The organism is Paenibacillus sp. sgz302164, from assembly GCF_056120505.1.
Window position 1 is genome coordinate 90596 of sequence record NZ_JBVYOL010000003.1, and the last position, 21751, is coordinate 112346.

16 protein-coding genes and 1 pseudogene are annotated in these 21751 nt (G+C 53.5%); 6 read left to right on the plus strand and 11 right to left on the minus strand.

Going from position 1 to position 21751, the window contains the following annotated elements:
- Positions 1 to 23: 23 nt before the first annotated feature.
- From AC0LWT_RS06015 to AC0LWT_RS06045, 7 genes are all read right to left on the minus strand, one after another.
- Complete coding sequence (locus tag AC0LWT_RS06015) at positions 24 to 1232, minus strand: S-layer homology domain-containing protein (protein WP_474680328.1); 1209 nt, start codon at positions 1230 to 1232, stop codon at positions 24 to 26.
- A gap of 255 nt (positions 1233 to 1487) precedes the next feature.
- Positions 1488 to 3242, minus strand: coding sequence for a methyl-accepting chemotaxis protein (locus tag AC0LWT_RS06020; RefSeq protein ID WP_474680329.1), 1755 nt, complete (start codon positions 3240 to 3242; stop codon positions 1488 to 1490).
- Positions 3243 to 3378: 136 nt separating this feature from the next.
- Positions 3379 to 4572: a lysophospholipid transporter LplT gene (lplT, locus tag AC0LWT_RS06025; protein ID WP_474680330.1), complete on the minus strand. Its 1194-nt coding sequence runs from the start codon at positions 4570 to 4572 to the stop codon at positions 3379 to 3381.
- A 31-nt stretch (positions 4573 to 4603) separates the two neighbouring features.
- Positions 4604 to 6742 carry an AMP-binding protein gene (locus AC0LWT_RS06030; protein WP_474680331.1) on the minus strand — a complete coding sequence of 713 codons (2139 nt, stop codon included), beginning with the start codon at positions 6740 to 6742 and terminating at the stop codon, positions 4604 to 4606.
- A 575-nt stretch (positions 6743 to 7317) separates the two neighbouring features.
- Positions 7318 to 7509 (minus strand): hypothetical protein, encoded by a 192-nt coding sequence (locus AC0LWT_RS06035; protein ID WP_474680332.1) that lies wholly within the window; start codon positions 7507 to 7509, stop codon positions 7318 to 7320.
- 67 nt (positions 7510 to 7576) lie between these two features.
- A complete protein-coding gene (locus AC0LWT_RS06040; RefSeq protein WP_474680333.1) occupies positions 7577 to 8212 on the minus strand; it encodes a stalk domain-containing protein in 636 nt (211 codons plus the stop codon).
- Between the two features lie 152 nt (positions 8213 to 8364).
- Positions 8365 to 9105, minus strand: coding sequence for a glycerophosphodiester phosphodiesterase (locus AC0LWT_RS06045; RefSeq protein ID WP_474680334.1), 741 nt, complete (start codon positions 9103 to 9105; stop codon positions 8365 to 8367).
- A 226-nt stretch (positions 9106 to 9331) separates the two neighbouring features.
- Here AC0LWT_RS06045 and AC0LWT_RS06050 point away from each other — a divergent pair, with 226 nt between their 5' ends.
- From AC0LWT_RS06050 to AC0LWT_RS06060, 3 genes and pseudogenes are all read left to right on the plus strand, one after another.
- The gene (locus AC0LWT_RS06050) at positions 9332 to 9754 is read left to right on the plus strand and encodes a carbohydrate ABC transporter permease (RefSeq protein WP_474680335.1); all 423 of its coding nucleotides are present in this window, start codon (positions 9332 to 9334) and stop codon (positions 9752 to 9754) included.
- Positions 9712 to 10440 (plus strand): annotated as a pseudogene (locus AC0LWT_RS06055) (extracellular solute-binding protein); the annotation flags it as partial. The gene AC0LWT_RS06050 and the pseudogene AC0LWT_RS06055, both read left to right, overlap by 43 nt.
- 148 nt (positions 10441 to 10588) lie before the next feature.
- Complete coding sequence (locus AC0LWT_RS06060) at positions 10589 to 11500, plus strand: Rossmann-fold NAD(P)-binding domain-containing protein (protein ID WP_474680336.1); 912 nt, start codon at positions 10589 to 10591, stop codon at positions 11498 to 11500.
- Positions 11501 to 11515: 15 nt separating this feature from the next.
- Here AC0LWT_RS06060 and AC0LWT_RS06065 read toward each other — a convergent pair whose 3' ends face one another.
- Together AC0LWT_RS06065 and AC0LWT_RS06070 are read right to left on the minus strand one after the other, a co-directional pair.
- Positions 11516 to 13855 (minus strand): glycoside hydrolase family 95 protein, encoded by a 2340-nt coding sequence (locus tag AC0LWT_RS06065; RefSeq protein ID WP_474680337.1) that lies wholly within the window; start codon positions 13853 to 13855, stop codon positions 11516 to 11518.
- A 175-nt stretch (positions 13856 to 14030) separates the two neighbouring features.
- Positions 14031 to 14978 (minus strand): aldo/keto reductase family protein, encoded by a 948-nt coding sequence (locus AC0LWT_RS06070; protein ID WP_474680689.1) that lies wholly within the window; start codon positions 14976 to 14978, stop codon positions 14031 to 14033.
- A 238-nt stretch (positions 14979 to 15216) separates the two neighbouring features.
- Here AC0LWT_RS06070 and AC0LWT_RS06075 point away from each other — a divergent pair, with 238 nt between their 5' ends.
- The 3 genes from AC0LWT_RS06075 (at position 15217) to AC0LWT_RS06085 (ending at position 18221) form a co-directional block, all read left to right on the plus strand.
- Positions 15217 to 16083 carry a helix-turn-helix transcriptional regulator gene (locus tag AC0LWT_RS06075; protein ID WP_474680338.1) on the plus strand — a complete coding sequence of 289 codons (867 nt, stop codon included), beginning with the start codon at positions 15217 to 15219 and terminating at the stop codon, positions 16081 to 16083.
- Positions 16084 to 16355: 272 nt separating this feature from the next.
- The gene (gene serC / locus AC0LWT_RS06080) at positions 16356 to 17447 is read left to right on the plus strand and encodes a 3-phosphoserine/phosphohydroxythreonine transaminase (protein WP_474680339.1); all 1092 of its coding nucleotides are present in this window, start codon (positions 16356 to 16358) and stop codon (positions 17445 to 17447) included.
- A 102-nt stretch (positions 17448 to 17549) separates the two neighbouring features.
- Entirely contained in the window at positions 17550 to 18221 is a 672-nt protein-coding gene (locus tag AC0LWT_RS06085; protein WP_474680340.1) for a YdeI/OmpD-associated family protein, read from the plus strand.
- 759 nt (positions 18222 to 18980) lie between these two features.
- Here AC0LWT_RS06085 and lpdA read toward each other — a convergent pair.
- Positions 18981 to 20393, minus strand: coding sequence for a dihydrolipoyl dehydrogenase (lpdA, locus tag AC0LWT_RS06090; RefSeq protein ID WP_474680341.1), 1413 nt, complete (start codon positions 20391 to 20393; stop codon positions 18981 to 18983).
- A 3-nt stretch (positions 20394 to 20396) separates the two neighbouring features.
- Entirely contained in the window at positions 20397 to 21719 is a 1323-nt protein-coding gene (locus AC0LWT_RS06095; RefSeq protein ID WP_474680342.1) for a dihydrolipoamide acetyltransferase family protein, read from the minus strand.
- Positions 21720 to 21751 lie beyond the last annotated feature (32 nt).

Genomic DNA, 21751 nt, shown 5'->3' on the forward strand with positions numbered 1-21751 from the left:
CCCTTAATCAACATTCCTATCTATTATTTTTTAGGAATCAAGCTATGGAAAAATTCTCTATTAAAGTTTGGTGCTGGTGGTATAGCTGGGGCGCTAATAGATAAGATTAAATCATCAATCGGACGGGCATTTTTGGAAATAATAAGCGCAGGTATATCACCAATAGATTCCTTAAACAATAGTGCTGTGCTACTCAGAATTCCATTTATACCGTCTGTAGGTTCGCCATTACCAAATCCGTATAAGGTAAATGACGGCTCGTTGCTTGTGTTCTTATAAATAGATGTATCCTTATTAAAATCAACATGCCCTTTAAAATAAAGAGCGTAGCTATTCATATATCCATCCTTTACAAATCGGCTGGTTTTAGCCGACCTGCCATTATGCCACCTAAGTTGGCTAATATCCCCCAACAAGCCTAAATTCGGATCATTCGGATCTTCTAAATCGATGGCGATAATCTGATCCATCGTGCCCTTATACAGACCGTCCCCTGTCTCTACAGATAAGTTTTCAGGATTCCAAGGAATAAACTGTTCCCCTCCAAAAATTTCAGGCATAACCGTGAAAATGTTAGTCTTTTTCAGTGCCAGCTCGGCATTGTTCACAGCATACTTGTCCACTTCCAGATTTCCGCCCGCGTTCACGGTCAGTATCCTCTCGATGATTGTTACGCTTTGCGCTCTTGTCGTTGCTTTATCCGTTCCCAGTTCCCCGCCGGCGAGTCCCTGGATCAGTCCCGTTTTCGTGGCGTTGTACATGAAAGATTTATCATCCATGTGTACGGCTGCATGCTGCAAGTCTTTGGTGGTGGCGCGCACGGCGAGTCTCGCCATTTCCAGGCGGGTTATCGGGGTGTTCCAGTCGCCTGTCGTAAAATCGCTCCATCGGTGGATTCCGGCTTTTACGGCTGAGTTGATGTAAGGCGTATACCAGCTATCTCCATTTTCCGGTTTGGCAGCGTCAAGCTTTAACGCGGTTACGGCCATTTTCAAAAACTCGGCCCGGCTTATGTTAAGCTCCGGCCTAAAAGCGGCGTCCTCGTAGCCGTCTACGTAGCCTTTTTTGACGGCGGCTGCAATTTGCTTTTCCGCCCAGTGCCCGCTAACGTCGCTTAACGCAACGACTGCGGGCGACTGCACAGCCGCTTCCGCCGCGCCGGTAATTTCGCTGGCTTCACAGCCGGCGCTGCTAACCGACATCAGTACTGCGAAAGAAATTATTTTTTTCATAAACGAATCTCCCCTTTTATAAATATGTGCTGCCTGGCGGCCATTCAAAATGTGACTTCCTGCCATAAAGTATGACACAGCATTTCTGTGAACGTCTACCATTTTCCTCCAAAATCATCCAATTTAACGCAAAAACGCCCACGTTGTCGTTATAGCTTCATAAGCGACAACATGGGCGGTTCTTCCGCACACATTCGGTATTCTCTTGAACATTAAAATACCATATTGTAACAAAATAATCAATGACTACTTATCTCAAACGACAAATTTTTGCAAAGAAATTTGCAGTTCTTCGGCGAGGCCTGCCAGCGATTTCGCGGAGTTTGCGATCTCTTGCGTCGTAGCTTGCTGCTGCTGACTGGCCGCCGACGCTTCCTGGCTAACGCCGATTCCCGTTTCGGATACGCTGCTCACGACATTCATCACTTCTTCGATCCGCCCGTTCGAATCGGCAAGCTCCCGGATGGCCTGGTTCACGTCTTCCACCTTGACGCTTACTTTTTCAACCGATGCGGCGATGTCGGTGAAAGACTCTTGAGCCTGATCGGAGACGGCCAGTCCCTGCTCCGCTTTGTTCGCCCCGGCCGACATCGACACGACTGCGCGACGGATCTGAGTCTGAATCGTCGCGACCAGGGTCGTGATGTGCCTCGCGGAGGCCGAAGACTGGTCCGCAAGCTTGCGGACCTCCCCCGCGACAACCGCAAAGCCGCGACCCGCTTCCCCGGCGCGGGCAGCTTCGATCGCCGCATTGAGCGAAAGCAGATTCGTCTGCGCGGCGATTTCGTTAATGGCGCTGACGATGTTGCCGATTTCATCGGCGTTCCGGCCCAGCGCCTCAATGACGGCGTTCACTTCCCGAACGGAGTCGGCAATTTCATGCATTTGTCCGGCTATCGATACGACGGACCGCTTGCCGTTTTGCGCTGCAGCCGTAGCTTCTTGCGCCAGAACGGCGACTTCCTGCACCGAATGATCGATCCTTTTGGTGCTCATCGTCATTTGCCTCACAGCCTCATTCGCCTGGATGACGCCGGCAAACTGCTTCTCAAAATCTTGCGAAAGCCGCAAGCTGGATACCGCAACTTGTCTGGCCGCCTCCGCGCTCTGTCCGGAACCGGCAAGCAGCTCCTCCGAACTGGCGGACAGCGTGATCGCGTTATCTGCCACTTGGGCGACGAGGATTCGCAAGTTTTCCGTCATCGCATTAAAAGCGCCCGTCAGACGCCCGATCTCATCCTTGTACGGATAGTCGCCTTTAACCGACAAATCGCCGGCAGCCGCTTTCTCCAGCTGAGCCTGCAAACTGCCGATCGGCTTCGTCAGCAATACGTTCAACAACAGAGCATTTCCGGTCAGCACGAGAATCGCCAAAATAATCGTAACGACAATGATCGCATGCGCGCGGGCGGAATCTTTCGCATTGCTGTTCCGGAACTGTTTGGCCGCTTCTTCCTTCAATGCCGCCAACTCATTCAGCGCGGCCAAAGTTTGCCCGCTTTGCGGGGAAAGCTGGTTGTTGTACACCTGGTATGCAACCTGATTATTTTTCGTCGCATGTTCGATCGTTGCGGCAAGCAGCTCCCGGTATTTGGCGTTCAACTGCTCAAACTTTTTAAAACCGGCCGACTCCGCTTCATTCAAAGGAACTTCGGACAATTTCGCAGCCAATTCGTCATTGGCTTTTATCGATGCGTCAAGCTGAGCCTGCAGTTTGCTTTTGTACTTCATATCGACGGTCAGCATCATTTCCAAAATTTCCGATTCGGTTTCGTTAAAGCTCGATTTCAACTGGTTGATCCATTGTACGGAGAGCAAGCTTTCCTCATACATGCGGGACGAGTTTTCCGACATTTTATCCATGAAGTAGTAGCCCGTGGAACCAACAATGAGCAAAAAGCCGATCGCAAAGCCGTTCATAAGCATTAATTTAAAACGAAGCCTGAGATTCCGCAGCCCGGACAAACGAAACTCCGCACCGCCCGAAAATAATTGAAACTTCTCCCCCAAAATCCCATCTCCCCTTCCGAATCGCCAATGCGCCAGATGCATGTGAGAAAACATAACACCTTTAATTGACCTACGGTTTATTCTACAAAAACGAATCGGGACTGTAAAGAAAAAACTGGGAGAGAAGCACTAGGGATTATTCCATCTGTCCGGTGTAAGCCGTTTTCAACTGTCGGCGCTGAACCATCAGGTAGGCTACGAAAGCCGCCAAAATTGCGGCAATTCCGGCGATGGACAAGTCTGTAGAAATGCCGGCCTTGGAAATTTGGGTGTAGGCCCCCACCCCTGTCAGCATGAGCCCATTTTCCACAAAATTTTGCACAGCGATCGTTTTGCCGGCTCCTACCATGCCCTGCCCTTTATCCTGCAGCACCGAGTTCATCGGAACGATAAACACACCGCCGCTGAAGCCGACGAGAAGCAGCAGCCCGATCGTCAGGTACAGGTTGGAAATGACCGTAAACAGCAGGATCGCACAGATCATCAAAATGCCGAATACGTAGGAGTTGTAATATTTTCGGGCCGGAATCAGCTTGGGCGTCATTAAGGCGCCGATCATGATGCCGATGCCGGTTACCGCGACGAGCATCGATATTCGGTCAACCGATTGAATGCCCAAATGCGCCGGCACCCAATCGATAATAGCCAAACGAACGACGGACGACGCCATCCAAAAGGAGCCTGTGCCCACCAGCGAAAACCGGGTCGTGCGGTCCTTCACCAAAACAAGCAGATCGGACGCGAACGCCCTCGCTTCCCGCATATATTGAATGTGCGGATTGCCGGCAATTCTTGGAATCAGAAGCGTCATGCCCAGCGAAAGGAGATACAAGGAAAGGCAGACGGCAATCGAGCCTGTCAGCGACATTTTCGCTGCGATCCCTCCGCAAACGGAACCCATCAAAATCGCTAGGATGGTGTAGCCTTCGATTTTGGCGTTAGCGCGCAGCAGCTCCGTTTCGGAATGCGTCAGCGTCGGCAGGATGCCGTACTTTGCCGGCGAATATATGGCCGCACCGATACCGACAATGCCGTAGCACACCGCCGGATCGAGATGCGCGAACAGGGCGACGATCCCGGCCGCTTTGATCGCATTGCCGACCAGCAGCACGTGGGCCTTCGGATTTTTATCGGCGAAAGCTCCGACAAACGGGGACAAAATGACAAAAGCCAGAAGAAAAGAAGCCTGCACGACACCGATGTAAAAGTCGGGATACGCATTTTGCTGAATAATAGCCAGCGTAATGAAAAGAATCATGTTATCGGCAAAAGCGGAAAGAAATTGCGTCAGGTACAAAGTTTGCAGCGGTTTGATCCGTTTGATGTTCATGCCGGTTTCGCTCCTGTTCGTAGGTTCCGTTTTAAAAAGCCATTTTCTTCAATGTCACATAATCGACTTTGCCGCTTCCCAGCAGAGGCAGTTTGTCGACAAACCTCAACTCCGAAGGCATATAAATGGGCGACTGCCCCTGCTGTTTCATAAATTCTTTTACTTGCTGGATTTGAGCGCCGGGATCGTTATGGTAGACGACAATCCGCTCGCCCTTACGCGTATCCGGGACGCTGACGGCGGCGCAGAGAGCCTGCGGCATTGCTGCCGAAACCAGCTCCTCTACCATGGGAAGCGATACCTTTTCACCGCCGATTTTGGCAAAAGACTGCAGCCTCGCCTGAATCGTGATGTAGCCCTGCTCGTCGATGTGCACGACATCCCCGCAGCTGTACCATTCCGGGCTCGGCACAAAACCTTTTTCATGAATCAGATAGCCTTTCATCACGTTCGGCCCTTTCACTAACAGGTTGCCCCCTTGCTCAATTCCTTCCACAGCCTCCAATCGGTATTCCATACCCGGGAGCAGGCGCCCGACGGTACCCTTTTTCATGTGCATCGGCGTATTCAGCGAAACGACCGGCGCTGTCTCCGTCGTCCCGTACCCTTCCAAAATGCGGATGCCGAACTTATCCATCCAAATTTGACGCACTTCTTCTTTCAGCTTTTCCGCGCCGGCCACGACATATTTAAGCGAATGGGCAAAATCGTACGGATGCGCGGTCCGGGCATAAGCCGCCAAAAACGTGGAAGTGCCGAACAAAATCGTAATGTTCCTGTCGTATACGAGCTCGGGAATGACTTTGTAGTGCAGCGGATTCGGGTACAGCACCACTTTCATGCCGGACAAAATCGGCAGCATCGTGCCGGCCGTCAGCCCGAAGGAATGGAACATCGGCATAGCGCCGAGCACGCTGTCGGTCGAATTGAACGCGATGACCGTCCGCGCTTGCAAAATGTTCGCATACACGTTCCGATGTGCGAGCACGACGCCTTTGGGCTTGCTTTCGCTCCCCGAGGTGAAAAGGACGATTTCGTTCCGGTCTTCGCCGACCGGCCCTTTCGCTTGGAGCAGGTAATCTTTGAGCCCGGCAAGCTTGTCGCCCCATGTAATCCCCGCTCTCACATCTTCCAAATAAACCAGGGCAAATCGGCCCTGCGCGGCTTCGATGAAATCGGCCAGGCCCGCTTTTTCCGCAAAAGCTCTGGACGTAAGTATCGTCCGCACGGCAGCCGTTTCGCATGCATCGAGCATCGTCTGCTTGCCTGCGGAGTAGTTCAGGATGGCCGGCGTCAGCCCGAGCCGGAACATCGCGAACAAAGTGATGACGTGCGCCGCGGAGTTGGGCAGCAGTACGGCGGCGCGCTGCTGGCCGGCCAGTTCCCGCTTCAGGCGGGCAGCCATCGTGTAGGAGCTGACGAGCAGCTTTTTGTAGCTGAAATCGGTGCCGCTTACGAGATCCTCGCAAACCTTGAAAGACTTGCCGTGAACCCCGGCGGCCGCAAGCAGTTCATTGAACAGGTTGAGCTGCGGCTTCATCCGGCTTGCGAACAAGTGGTTCTGCATACGGCTGCGGATCAGTTCGGCCGCTCGTTCCTTTTGCACGCGCATCGGAACGCCCTCTTCCGGCTTGACTTGAAACGGCTCGCCGATCTGCATGCTGACCGCAGGAAACCAGCGCTGCCTGAGCTTGCCTTTCAAATAAGAAAGCTTCGAAAATTCCAAGCCGTTAATCGCTACCGGCACCATCCGGGCTTGCGATTTTAGAGCGATATAGCCTATGCCTCCGTACACTTTCATCATCGCCCCTGTCGTCGTGACCCTTCCCTCGGGAAATACGACGAGCGGGGTTCCGCTCTGTACGGTTTTGAGCATTTTTCGGACCGAGTACGGATTGAGCGGATCTACCGGAATATGTTCGCGAAACATCAGAATCAAGGAAAAACGTCTGGCAATTTTCGTATTGACGACAAACGCTACTTCTTTCGGCAAAATGAACGCCAGCAGCACCGCATCGAGCAAAGAAACGTGATTCGGAATCAGCACCGTGCGAACGGAAAAATCCAGGCGCTCCATGCCGCTGACGCGAAGCCGGAAGCAAGCGCGAACGAGCGGGTTCAGTATAGGAAGCAGCAGTTTTAAAGCGATATAAAACAGTTGTTTGAGCATGATGGCAACCTCCTAAAGGCACATCTTAATACCTGGTCTTAATTCTATTGTATGTATTTCCGGCGCCGCGAGTAGTACTAACTTTGCGTAGTACCTTGATTGCAGCCCGTGGAATCGACTAGCGTGTCGGACGGGAGTTTGGTTCAGGTTCGCAAAAGAGCTTGCGATTGGTTGTGCATCTTTTCGGCCCTTGGCGATTTTGCAGAATATTCCCTGCAATCATGGAGGGCTTTTGCCGTCCAAGACGACATGTGCTCGACCGATCGCCGTCATGCAGCGCAATACCGTGCGCTGAGAACTGTGCGCGATGCGGCCGTGGTCGTCCGTTAAGCGGCTTGGCAAGCCGAATGCTTGCGAAAATCAGATTGTTGATAAAGTGACTGAGTAGAGGAACCAGAGGGAACGTTAGGCGCTCTTCGCCAACCTATGCTTCTCCTGCACGGGTTGGGGATCTGCGGGGAGACAAACGCGGCTTGGCAGGCAAAAACCTGCGAAAGTGCAGGCTTTTTCCGGGAAAACGGTTCGTTTTGGCAAAATGCCTGCGATTGTGCAGGAATTTTTCACGAAAACGGACCTCAGCCCACGTTCGCGACGAAAAGCCTGCACATTTGCAGGAATTTGTCGCGGCCAGCGCAACCATCGAGCAAAAAGATGTACTTTTGCAGGTTTTCTTCGCACAGCCAGGCAGGGGCTGCGACCGACACCGGCGTATGGCCTGCCGGCAGCCTGATTTTTGCAGGAATGTTTCGCTGCAAGCGTGTCAGCAAGCAAAAAGCCGCCCGCGATTTCTCGCAAGCGGCCGTCGGCCTATATGGCGGCGGTCACCCCCATACACTATCTCAATTCAATCGGCGCGGACTCCACTCTATTGAAAGTTTCTCCATCAGTCGAGCCGTCGATCAGAAAATCGATCGTCTTGACGTCATCCAGATTCGTTTTCACCGGAACGACAATTTTTCCTTTTCTGACCTGTTGGGTCGTATAGGTGCCGTCAAAATCGTCCGAATAATCGTTAGGATTGCTTATTTCCGCGATTTCGTCGAGGTTCAACCGGATCTGCCCTTTTTTCGGGTACCACTTTAATTTGGTGTACGCATTATTCGTAATCGTAACATCGAAAATAACCGCATTAATCGGTGTCGGGGTTTTGTTGTTGCGGTAGGACGTGTCCAATGTGACTTTCGATATTTGCATCAACAAAGAGCCTGACCATACGACGCTGTTCACTTCAAACGACCTCGTTTTTTTAATATTGATCGTTCTGGACTCCTCGTCCCAATTCACATTCGCGCCCAACGCTTCGGAAACTACCCGCAAAGGCACGTAACTGGAGCCGTCAATAATTTGAACGTCGGCATTAACTTGCTTTCCGTGAATGAACAGCCGGATATCGGATGCGGCCTGCACGCCAATTCCGATTCCAAAGATCAGTACGCCCGCCATACAAGCGGCAATCAGCTTTTTGTTCATCTTCCTCTCTCTCCTTTATACTGGTATTTCCAATAATTCGACAAAAAGCGATTTTTTCCTGCAAAGCAAAAAAAGCCCTGAGCTTCCACATCTCAATCCGTGGATCAGCGCTTTTTTGTTCATGCAAAATGTTTCGGTTGGGCTTGCGGCTGTCACCGCTGTTCCCTGAGCAGCCCCGCCAACCGGGCCGGATAATCCGTGATGATCCCCGACACTCCGGCTCCGATCAGCCTGCGGTAATCCTCCACCCGGTTAACCGTGTACGGATACACTTGAAGCTCCGCCGCCTCCGCGCCGTGCACATCCGCCTTGCCGATCCCTTCAAAGTGGGGGTGCAGCGAGTACACTTCCACACCGAGCAGCTGCGCATAAGCGGCGTGGTCGATCAAATTGCCTACGTACAGCAGTCCGATCCGCGCTTCCGGCTCCGCCTGCTTCAGACGTTTGACGCATTTATGATCGAACGAAGAAATAACGACGTCGTCCAGTCTGCCGCTTTTATGCAAAAAAGCCAGCAGCGCCTGCTCCATCCGTCCTTCATAAGCAAGCTTCACTTCCACGTTGATCAGATAGCCCGGCGGAATCAGCTCGAACACTTCCCGAAGCAGCGGCACCCGCTCCTTGTTGTAAGCTTCGCCAAACCATGATCCCGCATCCAGGCGCTTGATCTCCCCGGCCGTCTGCTCGCAGATAAGCCCGCTGCCGTTAGTCGTGCGGTTCAGCGTTGGATCGTGACAAACGACGATTTCCCCGTCTTTGGAAAGATGCACATCCAGCTCAATGCCCTGTGCCCCCTGCTGCAGCGCAAGCGCAAAGGAAGCCAACGTATTCTCCGGCGCTTCTCCGGCAGCGCCCCTGTGGCCGATGATTAAAGGCTTGTGTCCGCTCATCATCCAACACTCCTGACAAATGATAGTAAACTGCTTTTCTCCAATTATAGTAGAGTTTGCCTTCCTGTGCACAGTTAAGAATTAATAAACGCAATGTACGACGGCAAAAGATACCTAATAATGGGAAAATACACAATTTTTAATATTTTTTTAACACTGGTCAAATATAGGGCTTATACACTAAAAACGGTCAATTAACGAATTGCCGACCTATTCTAGGAGGATGCTAATGAATACGATTGATAGAGATGTAGTTCTCTCACCGCCGGCTGTTCGCGTTCGCCGCAAGGCCGGAACACGATCCGCTTTTAAATGGCAAGGCAACCTTCTCGGTTATTTCTTCCTGTCTCCCTCGATCCTGTTGTTTGCGATATTTCTGTTCTACCCTCTTTTGCAATCGGTCTATCTCAGCTTCCATGAAACAGATCCGCGCGGCCGAGTCGCAGGTTTCGTGGGATTGGACAATTTCGTCGATATTTTCACGTCGGAACGGTTTTATACAAGTCTAAAAGTGACCGGCGCCTTTACGCTGCTCACGGTTCCAACCGGCATTGCGCTGGCGCTGCTGCTCGCTGCGCTGACTCACAACCGCCTGAAGGGCATGCGCTTTTTCCAGTTCATGTTTTTGCGAACCAGGGCGCAGAATACGTGAACAACGGCAACGGCCGGACCGCCCCGGCTACCGAATCGCTCGTAAACAGCGACGCAGGCGTAAACACATTGACCTGGTGGAAGCAAATGGTCGACAACAAAACGACTTCCAACCTCGGCCGCAAAACCGATGACACGAAAAAAGCGTTCGCTGCCGGTCAAATCGCAATGACACTCGACACCACCGCTTCGTTTCGCGGAATCGTCAGCAGCGCCGAAGGCAAATTCCAGGTCGGAACCGGCTTTTCGCCAAAGTCTGCCGATGCCAAAGACGGCGGTGTCATCGTAGGTGGAGCGAGCCTGTACATCTTGAACAACAAATCGGAAGCCGAGCAAAAAGCGGCCTGGGAATTCATCAAGTTCCTGGCAACGCCGCAAACGCAAGCCTATTGGCACGTCAATACAGGCTACTTCCCAATCACGAAAAAAGCGTATGACGAGCAGCTCGTGAAAGACAACCTCGCCAAATATCCGCAGTTCCAAACTGCGATCAATCAGCTTCACAGCACCAAATTGAACAAAGCGACGCAAGGCGCCGTCATGGGCGTATTCCCGGAAGCCCGCCAAATCGTCGAAGGCGCGATTGAAGAAGCGCTGAACAGCAAAAAATCGCCGAAAGAAGCGCTCGACGGCGCAGCCAAGAGCATCACTGAAAAAATCGCCGCCTATAACAAAACCGTAAAATAAGCGGTCATAAAAAGGAGCACACAGGCTGACGGCAGCCAGGTGCTCCTTTTTTTAGCAATATTGCGATTGACAGTTGTTCCCCTACTTATTATCATGAATTTATATTCATAATTATGAATAAATATTCAATTTATATGTAGGAGAACTCATGAATCATATATTGTCTCTAAAAGAATTATCAGCGTCAGAAATCCGCGCTATCGTCGAAGCCGGGCTGGATCTGAAAGCTCACCCTGATAAATACGCATCCGCCTGCGCCAACAAAGGACTTCTTATGTTGTTTCAAAAAACTTCAACCCGAACTTATCTCTCATTTCATGCAGGGATTCAACAGTTGGGTGGAAATCCGATTCAAATGGAATGGGAGAAAAGCAATTTCAGCCTTTCTCCCATTCGGTATGAAGCAAAATATGTATCGCGCAATTGCGACCTGATTATGGCTCGGCTCAAGAAGCACGAAGACCTGCTGCAGCTTGCCGAGGCTTCAGCCGTCCCTGTAATTAACGGATGCTGCGACAAATATCACCCTTGCCAAGCGTTGGCCGATTTGATGACGATTTATGAGACTATCGGATCTTTTGAGGGCGCTACTCTAACCTATGCCGGCATCCATAATAACGTCGCCAACTCGTTAATTGCCGGGTGTATGAAGCTGGGCGTACGGCTGATCCTGGTGACGCCGATCATCAATGAAGCTTCCTGGGACGAACAGCTTATGCAGGAAGCGCGTGCCAGCGGGTTTATTTTTCATATGGACGATCTCAAGGAAGCCGTCTCACAATCCGATTTTGTTTACGCGGATACCTGGATCGATATGGAGTTTTTCCATCACCCCGGCTATCAAGAGGAAAAACAGCGCCGCATTGCAGTAATGCTGCCCTATCAAATCAACCGCAGCAATCTCGGTTCCAACTCGCCCTACATCATGCACGACATGCCGATTCATCCCGGTTATGAGATTGAGGAGGCGCTTATCGAATCGGAGAAATCGATCATTTTCCAGCAGGCGGACAACAGACGTCACGTTCAAAAAGCGCTGATGCTGCACTTGCTGGGCTGAGTTTCTTTTCGCAGCTTATGCCTGAATGACGTATACTTCGCCTTTGCGTGCCTGAAATGTCGTGATTCCGGGTTGCTCCGTCCGCTCCCCGATATCTTCCGCACCGTTCAGCTTGCTAATTCGCAGCTTCTCGGGAGATCGAAGCTTGCAAATCGCATCGCGGTCCGCTTTGATCACACTTTGGGTCAGGCGGCCGTCCTTCCAGGCGATGTCGATTTCATAGCCGCCTCTGGCGCGTAAGCCTTTGACCGAACCGGTTGCCCATCCGCACGGAAGCGCCGGCAGCAGCCGGATTTCGCCGTTATGGCTTTGCAGCAGCATTTCCGCTATGCCTGCGGTGCCTCCGAAATTGCCGTCGATTTGAAATGGCGGATGCGCGTCGAACAAATTCGGGTACGTCGATTTCGCCAGCATCGTCTTCACGTAGCGGTGAGCCTGCTCCGCATCGCCCAGGCGCGCCCAGACGTTGATGATCCAGGCGCAGCTCCAGCCCGTATGCCCGCCCCCGTTAAGCAGTCTGCGCTCGAGAGAGCGGCGGACCGCCTGAGCCAGCGCGGGCGTGTCCAGCAGATCGATTTTGCTCCCCGGATAAAATCCGTATAAATGCGAAATGTGCCGGTGCCCGGGAGATTCTTCGGCAAAATCGGCCGACCATTCCTGCAACTCGCCGGCAGGACCGATCTTGTAAGGCAGCAGGCGGGAAGCGGCGCTCTCCAATTGCGCACGGAAATCCGCATCCACGCCCAATAGTTCGGCGGCCTGCACGACCTGCGCAAACAGCTCGCGCATTATCGCCATATCCATCGTAGTCGCAACGCTGACGCTGCATTTGGTTCCATCCTCCGCGAGAAACATATTCTCGGGCGTAGTCGACGGCGAAGTGACGAGGTATCCGCTCCCATCCTCGATCAGCCAATCAAGGCAGAACAATGCCGCTTCCTTCATAGGCCGGTACGCTTCCCGCTCCAAAAACGACAAATCCCCGGTAAACAAATAATGCTCCCAAAGGTGCCTGCTCAGCCATGCGCCGCTCATCGGCCAGAACGCCCAGCTTGCCGAACCGGATACCGGCGAAGTGTGCCGCCAAAGATCGATATTGTGACAAGCCGTCCACCCCCGGCAGCCGAATTGAACGTCGGCCGTCTTCTGGCCGCTCTCGCTTAATTCCTGTACAAACCGGAAAAGCGGCTCATGGCATTCGCTTAAATTCGTTATTTCGGCAGGCCAGTAGTTCATCTGCGTATTAATGTTAACCGTGTAGTTGCTGCGCCACGGCGGGCGGATGTCCTTGTTCCATATGCCCTGCAAATTAGCCGGCTGCGTTCCCGCCCTGGAACTGGCGATCAGCAAGTAACGCCCATACTGGAACAAAAGCGCTTCAAGGCCGGGATCGTCGGCTCCCGCTTGCACCAGTTTAAGCCGTTCGTCCGTCGGCAGCTCCGCCGCACCGGAACTTCCCAGGTCCAACTCCACCCGATGAAACAACCCGCTATAATCGGCGATATGCCGCTGTTTCAACTCCTCGTACGAATACGCGCCGGCAGCCGCCAAAATGCTATGGCAAATGGCCGCAGCGTCTTTGCCTGCCTGGACAGGATCCCGGTCGTAACCGTTAAAGCTCGTTGCCGCAGTCAATAAATAAGTGACGGCATCTGCGTCCGTCAACGTATGCTCGGATCGCTCGTTCACAGCTTGCGAACCGCCTTCCGCCACAGCTTGCAAGCCGATTTCGAACAGCATGCCCTTGCCGTCGTATGTAATTTCAGGCCAGATCCGGGAAGGAGCGGCTCCTTTCACCTGCAGCGCGCCGGCTTCCGCAGTGGTGGAGAACGGATGCGGACTGTCTATGGATGCCGTCACATTCAACCGTCCGGGTGGATCGGCCTGCACTCTGACGACCAGCACCTGATCCGCAGCGGAAATAAACGCTTCCCGCGTGAACCGCACGCCGTCCTGCTCGTAGCTGACCCGCGCAATCGCCGTCTCCAGATCCAGCTCGCGTTCGTAGCCGCTGATTGCCCCCCCGCTGCCCGTGCGGATCCGCAGATCTCCAAGCGGCTGATACGCTTCACTGTCCTGGCCGAGCATATGCGTCTCGACGATATCCTGCGCACTCGCATATGCGCCGGCCCGCAGAGCTTCCCTGGCTTCTTCCAAATGGCCGAGCGCCTTATAATTGAGCTTGTCCTGCGGATATCCGGACCACAGCGTGTCTTCATTCAGCTGGAACAGCTCCTCGTGCGTCCCGCCGAATACCATCGCGCCCAGCCGTCCGTTTCCAATCGGAAGCGCCTCCGTCCATTCGTTCGCAGGCTGCCTGTACCACAATCTCCTATTTTTCAGGTTCACAAACATGCTCCTTTCAGCCTTGTGTTATCGGTAACCCAAATTGATAAAAAAACCGCTGACAGCTGTAACGAGTTCATTTTATAACGATTTCCAGCTTTGTACAACGAAAAAAACTCCTCGTGAGCAAGACGGCGGCTTCCGTGAACCACCGCTTTGCTCACAAGGAGCTATTCATCCAAAATCAAGCGAGAATTTCATCTATTTTTCGGATAATTTCGGCCGGGAGCGTGACGCCGGACGCTTTCACGTTGTCTTCCAGCTGCTCGACCCGCGTCGCGCCTACGAGCGCGCTGGCGACGCCCGGTTGTCGAAGCACCCAAGCCAGCGCCAGCGTCGACATCGATAGGCCGAGTTCGTCCGCGACGCCTGCCAGTTGCTCCACCTTGTCCAGGTGGCTTTCGCTCAGAAATTTGCCGATCGACGAATTCGCTGTCGGATCGCTCGCCCGGCTTCCTTCGGGAAGCTTCCCGCCTTTACGGTATTTGCCTGTTAGTACACCTTGCGCCAAAGGCGAAAATACGACCTGCGAGATGCCGTTCTTCTCGCTGACCGGCAGCACCTCGGCTTCAATGCCGCGGTGAAACATGTTGTACTGCGGCTGGTTCACGACGACCCGGTCAAGCAAGTATTTGTCGGCGGTCCGCAAACCCTCCTGAATTTGCGCCGCCGTCCATTCGCTTACGCCGACGTACAGCACTTTGCCCTGGCGGACCATATCATCAATCGTGCGCAGCGTTTCATCGACAGGCGTCTCCGGATCGTAGCGGTGGCAGTAAAAAATATCAACATAATCGGTCTGCAAACGCCGCAGACTGGCATGAATTTGCTCGAAAACGTGTTTGCGCGAGAGTCCCCTGTCGTTCGGGCCCGCTCCCATCGGCCAAAAAGCTTTCGTCGCAAGCACATAAGAATCGCGCGAATAAGCTTTCAAAGCTTTTCCGAGCAATATTTCCGCTTCGCCCTGCGCATACACATTCGCCGTATCCAAAAAGTTAACGCCCAGCTCGAACGCCCTGCGAGTCAGCTTCGCTACCGTTTCCTCGGCGACGGAATTCCCGTAGGTCAGCCAGCTTCCCAGACTGATTTCGCTAACTTTCAGTCCGCTTCTTCCCAATTTACGGTATTTCATCATGAACCGGCCTCTTTTCTTTACATAATTTTCATCCAAAAACGAAAAGTATCGATTGCCGTATGTACCGGAGCTGCCCGACTGCCACTTCAATGTAAACGCTTTAAACGCGTGTTTAATTACAGCTCGTTTATTCACATTATAGATGGTATACTAGGCATCAAGTATCAGTTTTTCAACCTATACTATCAAGATTCCAACTTTTCGGATCAGCTGTATTTCCTGGGAGGTCTGCCTTGTGTCCATCCTGCAATTTACCGCTCCGCCGCTTCCGCATTACATTTCGGGCGGCTACAGCGTAGCTCAAATAGGCAGAAAACATCCCGAACGCTACAAGCTCGGCGAATTTGACCTGCTTGTAGTGGACAAGGGCTGCCTTTATGTCGGCGAGGAAGACCGCCATTACGAGGTTGCGGAAGACTACGCCCTCATTCTCCGGCCCGACCTTCATCATTATCCGACTGAAGGCAACCGCAGCCCAACCGGAACGTACTGGCTACACTTCCAAACTACGGGCTCGTGGCAAGCAGTCGAGGAGAACAGCCAAAGTTCTTCAACCGGCCACGCAGAAAACAATTTCATGCTGCAAACTTTTCAAATTCAAGTTCCACAGTTCACGAAGCTGCTCCAGCCCTCCAAAATGTACGAAAGTTTGAATCAGTTGATCGGGTTGGAAAAGAACTCCCACCAAAGCTGGGTGCGCTGGAAGCAGCAAATTATTTTCCAGGAAATAATGGAGCAGCTCAGCGCCTCCCTGGATTCAACGACCGCCAAACCGGCAGCGGCGGTTGCCCATCAGGCCGCCACTTATTTGCGGCTCCATTACCGCGAAGGAATTACCGCTCAGGAGCTTGGCGAAGCGATTAATTTTCATCCGGTCTATATCGCCCGCTGCATGCAAAAGGAGTTCGGCTGCTCGCCCATGGACTATTTATTGCATTACCGCGTTGAACAGGCAAAGCTGCTTTTGCTGCAAACCGATCTACCCGTCGCCTACATTGCGGAAGAAGTCGGATTCAACCATGCCGCTTATTTCACATCCTGCTTTTCGAGATACGAAGGCATTACCCCGCGCACCTACCGGCAGCGCTTTTCAAAAAAATAATTTCCCGGTATTGCCATATGCCCCTACTTGGGATATACTTCTTAACAACATTCATAACCGGATCATGCCTGTGATGAGAATCCAACTCGGAGGCGTTTTCGCCAAGATAGACGCTGCGTCGATTCTAAGTTAACCGGACCCGCCCGTTACCGCGGAACCAAGAGGAGGAACGAAGTTCCTCAATTTGGGTGGCACCGCGAGCAAGCGCTCCTCGTCCCAATCGGATGAGGGCGCTTTTTGTTTTTTATTCGATATACGGGAGGAATCATGAGATGGCTGAAAGATTGTACAATTTTAACCCGGGTCCGGCTGCGCTGCCGCTCGAAGTGCTGGAACAAGCGAAAGAACAATTCGTCGACTACCAAGGCAAAGGAATTTCACTACTGGAAATGTCGCACCGCAGCAAAGAAGTGGAGCAGTTGAACGACGAAACGCAGCAGCTCCTGCTGCAAGCTTTGGGGCTCGACGACGGCAAGTATCACACGCTCTTTATGGGCGGCGGCGCAAGCACCCAGTTTGCATTAATTCCGCTTAACTTCCTGCAAGAGGGAACAACGGCCAGCTACGCGCTCACCGGCAGCTTTGCGGAAAAAGCTTGCAAAGAAGCCGCCCAAGTAGGCCCGGTCCATGTTGCGGCAAGCTCGCGCGAGCAGGAATGGCGCCACATTCCAAAGCTGGCGGCAAGCGACTTGGCCCCTTCGTCGGCTTACGTCCATATCACGACGAACAACACCATCGAAGGATCGCGCTATGCTGAAATACCGTCGGTCGGGGCGGTCCCGCTGATCGGCGATATGACCAGCGACATTCTCAGCCGGAAGCTGGATTTTCAGCGTTTTTCCCTGATCTACGCGGGCGCGCAAAAAAATCTCGGGCCTGCCGGCGTAACGGCCGTCATCATCCGCGAAGATTTGCTGGAGCAGGCGTCGAAGCGGATTCCGGCGATTCTCCGCTACGGAACTTTTGCCAAAGACAGGTCGCTTTACAATACGCCGCCGGTGCATGCCATCTACATGATGAACCTTGTGTTAAAATGGTTTTTCCGGCAGGGAGGCCTGGAACAGCTCGAAAAGCAAAACGCGGCCAAAGCCGGCCTGCTCTACAGCGTAATTGACGCCAGCGGCGGATTTTACAAAGGCATCATCGATCCGGCCGACCGGTCCCATATGAATATCACTTGGCGAATGAAAGACGAAGCGCTGGAACGCAAGTTCGTCCGGGAGTCCGAGCTGAACGGCTTCGAAGGCCTGGCAGGACACCGCAGCGTTGGCGGTTTGCGCGCATCCGCTTATAACGCAGTACCCGAGGAAGCGTGCAGAGCGCTCGCCGATTTTATGACCGATTTTCAAAAAAGACACGGTTGACCGCTTTTCGCCATATTTCGCGCCGGCATTTTGACAAAGCGGCTTCCTTGCTTCTAGAATAGTGGGTAAGATTGCTAACTAAAGAAAAGAGTGAGCCCTCACATGAGCAACGAATTGGTCAAAAAACTCCGCTTGGCAAGCTGCAAGCGGGCTTTGATTTTGAATGCGCCTGAAGGTTATATCGCATCGCTCGGCCCTCTGCCTGAGGATGTTCAGGCATCCGAGCAAAAAGAAACCGACCACGCTTACGATTTTGTGCAAGTATTTCTCCATAGCGCCGCTGAAGTGCAAAGCCTGGCGCCCATCGCGATCCAGGCCGTCGCCCCGGACGGTTTGCTGTGGATGTGCTACCCGAAAGGTACGGGAAAAATAAAAACCGACATTAACCGGGATTCCGGGTGGCAGCCGGTTTACGACCTACAGTACGAAGGCGTCTCCCTCATCTCCCTGGACGACACTTGGTCAGCCATGCGTTTTCGGCACGCAAGCCAGGTAAAAGCGACGAGAAGCCAGCACACAACAGACCGCTCGGCGGACGCCGACAAAGCCGCGGCAAGCGCCGACAAAACCGTCGTCGTGCCGGACGATCTGGCTGTGGCATTTGCCGCCAGCCCCGAAGCCTTCGCGTTCTACGAAACGCTGTCGTACACGAACCGCAAAGAATACGTCCGCTGGATCACCGACGCCAAACGCAAAGAAACGCGCCGCACCCGCGTTGAAAAAACAATCGACAAGCTGTCGCGGGGCGTTAAAAATCCGACACTAAAAGAGTAAGGCCGAACAACCGGCGTGGCCGTGGGATGGTTTAGCGGTACGCATAGCCTGCACGACCGTTCGGGAAACGGCTTAGCGGCTCGCATACCCTGCTCGGCCGTTCGTGGAACGGCTTGGCGCCACGCAAAACTTGCTCGGCCGTTCGTGGAACGGCTTTGCGGCTCGCAAAACCTGCTCGGCCGTTCGTGGAACGGCTTTGCGGCTCGCAAAACCTGCTCGGCCGTTCGGGAAACGGCTTGGCAGCTCGCAAAACCTGCTCGGCCGTTCGGGAAACGGCTTGGCAGCTCGCAAAGCCTGCAAAAGTGCAGGCTTTTTCGGCTGAATATGCTTGTTTTGGCGAAAAGCCTGCGATTGTGCAGGAATTTCCGCTCTTGATTGGCTGAACCCTGCTTAATAGCCAAAAAAACTGCAGATTTGCAGGAATTTCCTGAAACAAGCCTATCAACACACAAAAAGATGTACTTTTGCAGGTTTTTTGGACGTTGCTAGTGATTGCTGGATTGGTGGGTTTATACAGGTAGCTAGTGATTGCTAGGTTGATGGGTTTATTCTACTCTGGATTAATTTACCGAAGCAGCCGCAAACTACTTGTGCGACAGCCTCGCCCCGTTTCGAAAGTGAGCAGCAGCGTGGGTGGGGAAGCCGGTTCGCCAACCGGAATACCGTTCCATGCGTTGCCGCGCTGCATCGAACTCAAACGCTAAAAAAGTCCCGAAGGATCGGCTCCACGGCCAATCTTTCGGGACTTTTTCTAATTTATTATTTGAGCTGATGGATCGGATGGCCCAAAGCGCCTTCCGCTGCATCCATCACCATTTCCGTCAATGTCGGATGCGCATGGATGGTCAATGCGATGTCTTCCAGGGTGGCTCCCATTTCAATCGCCAAGCCAAGCTCGCCGATCAGGTTGGATGCTTCCGGACCGACAACTTGCCCGCCCAGCAGGATGCCCGTATCTTTGTCGCCGACCAGTTTCACGAAACCTTGGCCTGCGTTCAGCGAGTTCGCGCGGCCGTTGGCTGCGTAAGGGAACTTGCCGATCGCTACATTGTAGCCTTGCGCTTTCGCTTCGGTTTCGTTCAAACCGACGCTGGCAATTTCCGGATCGGAGAATACGACCGCCGGGATCGCCTTATAGTCGATTACGCTCGGATGACCGGCAATCACTTCAGCCGCCACTTTTGCTTCGTAGGAAGCTTTGTGCGCCAAAGCCGGACCCGGAACGATATCGCCGATCGCGAAAATATGCGGAATGCTCGTGCGGCATTGATTGTCGATCTCGACCAAACCGCGTTCTGTCAGCTTCAGGTTGATCAGATCCAAGCCGAGCTCGCCGTCCGTGTTCGGACGGCGGCCAACCGTTACAAGCACGTAATCGGCCGTAACTTGCTTTTCCTCGCCTTTGACAGTGAACGTAACCGTCACGTCGTTGTCCGTTTTGGTGCAGCTTTGCGCCAACGCTTCAGTATGCACCTCAACGCCTACTTTGTCCAGGTTGCGGGCAACCAGTTTGGACATTTCTTTTTCAAAGCCCGGCAGCACGCTGTCAGAGCCTTCCAGAACAGTTACTTTTGTACCGAACTTCGCGTACGTTTGGCCCAGCTCGATGCCGATATAGCCGCCGCCGATGACGATCATGCTTTTCGGAATTTCCGGCAGGTTAAGCGCCTCTGTCGAGGAGATGATTCTGCCGCCGAACGGGAATGCTTTCAACTCGATCGGACGGGAGCCCGTCGCGATGATGCAGTGCTGGAAGCGGTAGCGCGGAGCTTCCTGCTCATTGAATACGCGCGCTTCATGCTCGTTGATGAACATGACTTCGCCCTGGAACATCTGGATTTTATTGCCTTTGAGCAATGCGCTGACGCCGCCTGTTTGCTTTTTGACGATGCCGTTTTTCCATTCCTGCACCTTGGCGAAATCCACTTTCACATTTTCAACCGAAATGCCCATGCTGTCGGCATGAAGGGCATGCTCGTATTGATGCGCAGCGGAGATCAAAGCTTTGGAAGGGATACAGCCGCGGTTCAGACATACGCCGCCCCATTCCGATTTATCTACGATCAATACGCTTTTGCCGAGCTGCGCGGCGCGGATGGCGGCCACATAGCCGCCCGGACCCGCACCGATAACCAATACGTCAATATCTAAAGAAGCGTCTCCTACTACCATATGTTACACCTCCAGGACAAGAAGCTCTGGGTCGGCCAGAAGCTGCTTGATATAGTTCAGGAAGCTTTGCGCCGTCGCTCCGTCCACGATACGGTGGTCAAAGCTTAGGGAAAGCGCCATAACTTGAGCTGCTACGATTTGTCCGTTTTTCACGACAGGTTTTTCCGTGATGCGGCCTGCACCCAAAATCGCAACTTCAGGGAAGTTGATGACCGGCGTAAAGAACATGCCGCCTACGGAGCCGATGTTCGTAATGGAAATCGTTCCGCCCTTCATTTCGTTAGGAGCCAGTTTGCCTTCGCGTCCGCGAACGGCAAGATCTTTGATGGCGGATGCGATCGACCATACGTTTTTGCGGTCTGCGTCATGAATGACCGGAACGAGCAGGCCGTTGTCCGTATCGGTCGCGATGCCGATGTTGTAGTACTTTTTGTACACGATCTCTTGCTTCTCTTCGTCGATCATCGCATTCATGACCGGGAATTGGCGGCAAGCTGCTACCAACGCTTTGACGATGAACGGCAGGTAAGTCAGCTTCACGCCTTTTTTCTCGGCGAGAGGCTTCGTCCGCTCGCGCAGAGCGACGAGGGCCGACACGTCGATCTCGTCCATCAGCGTCACGTGCGGAGCCGTATACACGGACTTGACCATCGCGTTCGCGATCACTTTGCGGATTCCTTTGAACGGAATCCGTTCTTCGACGCGATCGCCGCTCACGGCCGCCTGCGCTGCTGCCGCAGGCGCCGCCGCGCCAGCCGCCTCCGCAGCGGCCGGCACTGCTGCCGGAGCCGCGGCTGCGCCGCCTCCGGCTGTGAAACCGAGCACGTCCTCGCGCGTAACGCGGCCGTGCTTGCCTGTCGGCGTCACCTCTGCGAGGTTGACGCCCTGCTCTCTTGCCAGCTTGCGCACGCTAGGCGTCGCAAGCACTTCGCGGCCGGCGCTGCTTGCAGCAGGCGCTGCCGGAGCTGCAGCAGCAGCCGCTGGTGCTGCTGCAGGGGCCGGTGCTGCCGCCGCAGGGGCAGCAGGAGCAGGCGCCGCGGCCGCAGGCGCGTCGTGGCCGTGGATCGATGCCGCAGGCAGTTCGCCCGCGACCTCGATCGTCATCACGAGCTCGCCGACCGTGCAGATTTGGCCGTCTTTCACTTTCACGTCGACGACTTTTCCGTCGACAGGACAAGGTACTTCCACGACCGCTTTATCGTTTTGAACTTCCATCAAAATCGTTTCATCCGTTACGGCGTCGCCCGCTTTTACGAGCAGCTTGACGATCTCGCCTTCATGTATACCCTCGCCAAGCTCAGGGAACTTGTATTCAAAAAGTGCCACGTACACTACCTCCCATTACTTTCGACTGTATA

Coding starts and splice junctions, on each gene's coding strand:
- AC0LWT_RS06015 (WP_474680328.1), bottom strand. CDS start 1,232: ATGAAAAAAATAATTTCTTTCGCAGTACTGATGTCGGTTAGCAGCGCC.
- AC0LWT_RS06070 (WP_474680689.1), bottom strand. CDS start 14,978: ATGAAATACCGTAAATTGGGAAGAAGCGGACTGAAAGTTAGCGAAATC.
- AC0LWT_RS06040 (WP_474680333.1), bottom strand. CDS start 8,212: ATGAACAAAAAGCTGATTGCCGCTTGTATGGCGGGCGTACTGATCTTT.
- lpdA (WP_474680341.1), bottom strand. CDS start 20,393: ATGGTAGTAGGAGACGCTTCTTTAGATATTGACGTATTGGTTATCGGT.
- AC0LWT_RS06030 (WP_474680331.1), bottom strand. CDS start 6,742: ATGCTCAAACAACTGTTTTATATCGCTTTAAAACTGCTGCTTCCTATA.
- AC0LWT_RS06045 (WP_474680334.1), bottom strand. CDS start 9,105: ATGATGAGCGGACACAAGCCTTTAATCATCGGCCACAGGGGCGCTGCC.
- lplT (WP_474680330.1), bottom strand. CDS start 4,572: ATGAACATCAAACGGATCAAACCGCTGCAAACTTTGTACCTGACGCAA.
- AC0LWT_RS06060 (WP_474680336.1), top strand. CDS start 10,589: ATGAATCATATATTGTCTCTAAAAGAATTATCAGCGTCAGAAATCCGC.
- serC (WP_474680339.1), top strand. CDS start 16,356: ATGGCTGAAAGATTGTACAATTTTAACCCGGGTCCGGCTGCGCTGCCG.
- AC0LWT_RS06065 (WP_474680337.1), bottom strand. CDS start 13,855: ATGTTTGTGAACCTGAAAAATAGGAGATTGTGGTACAGGCAGCCTGCG.
- AC0LWT_RS06050 (WP_474680335.1), top strand. CDS start 9,332: ATGAATACGATTGATAGAGATGTAGTTCTCTCACCGCCGGCTGTTCGC.
- AC0LWT_RS06085 (WP_474680340.1), top strand. CDS start 17,550: ATGAGCAACGAATTGGTCAAAAAACTCCGCTTGGCAAGCTGCAAGCGG.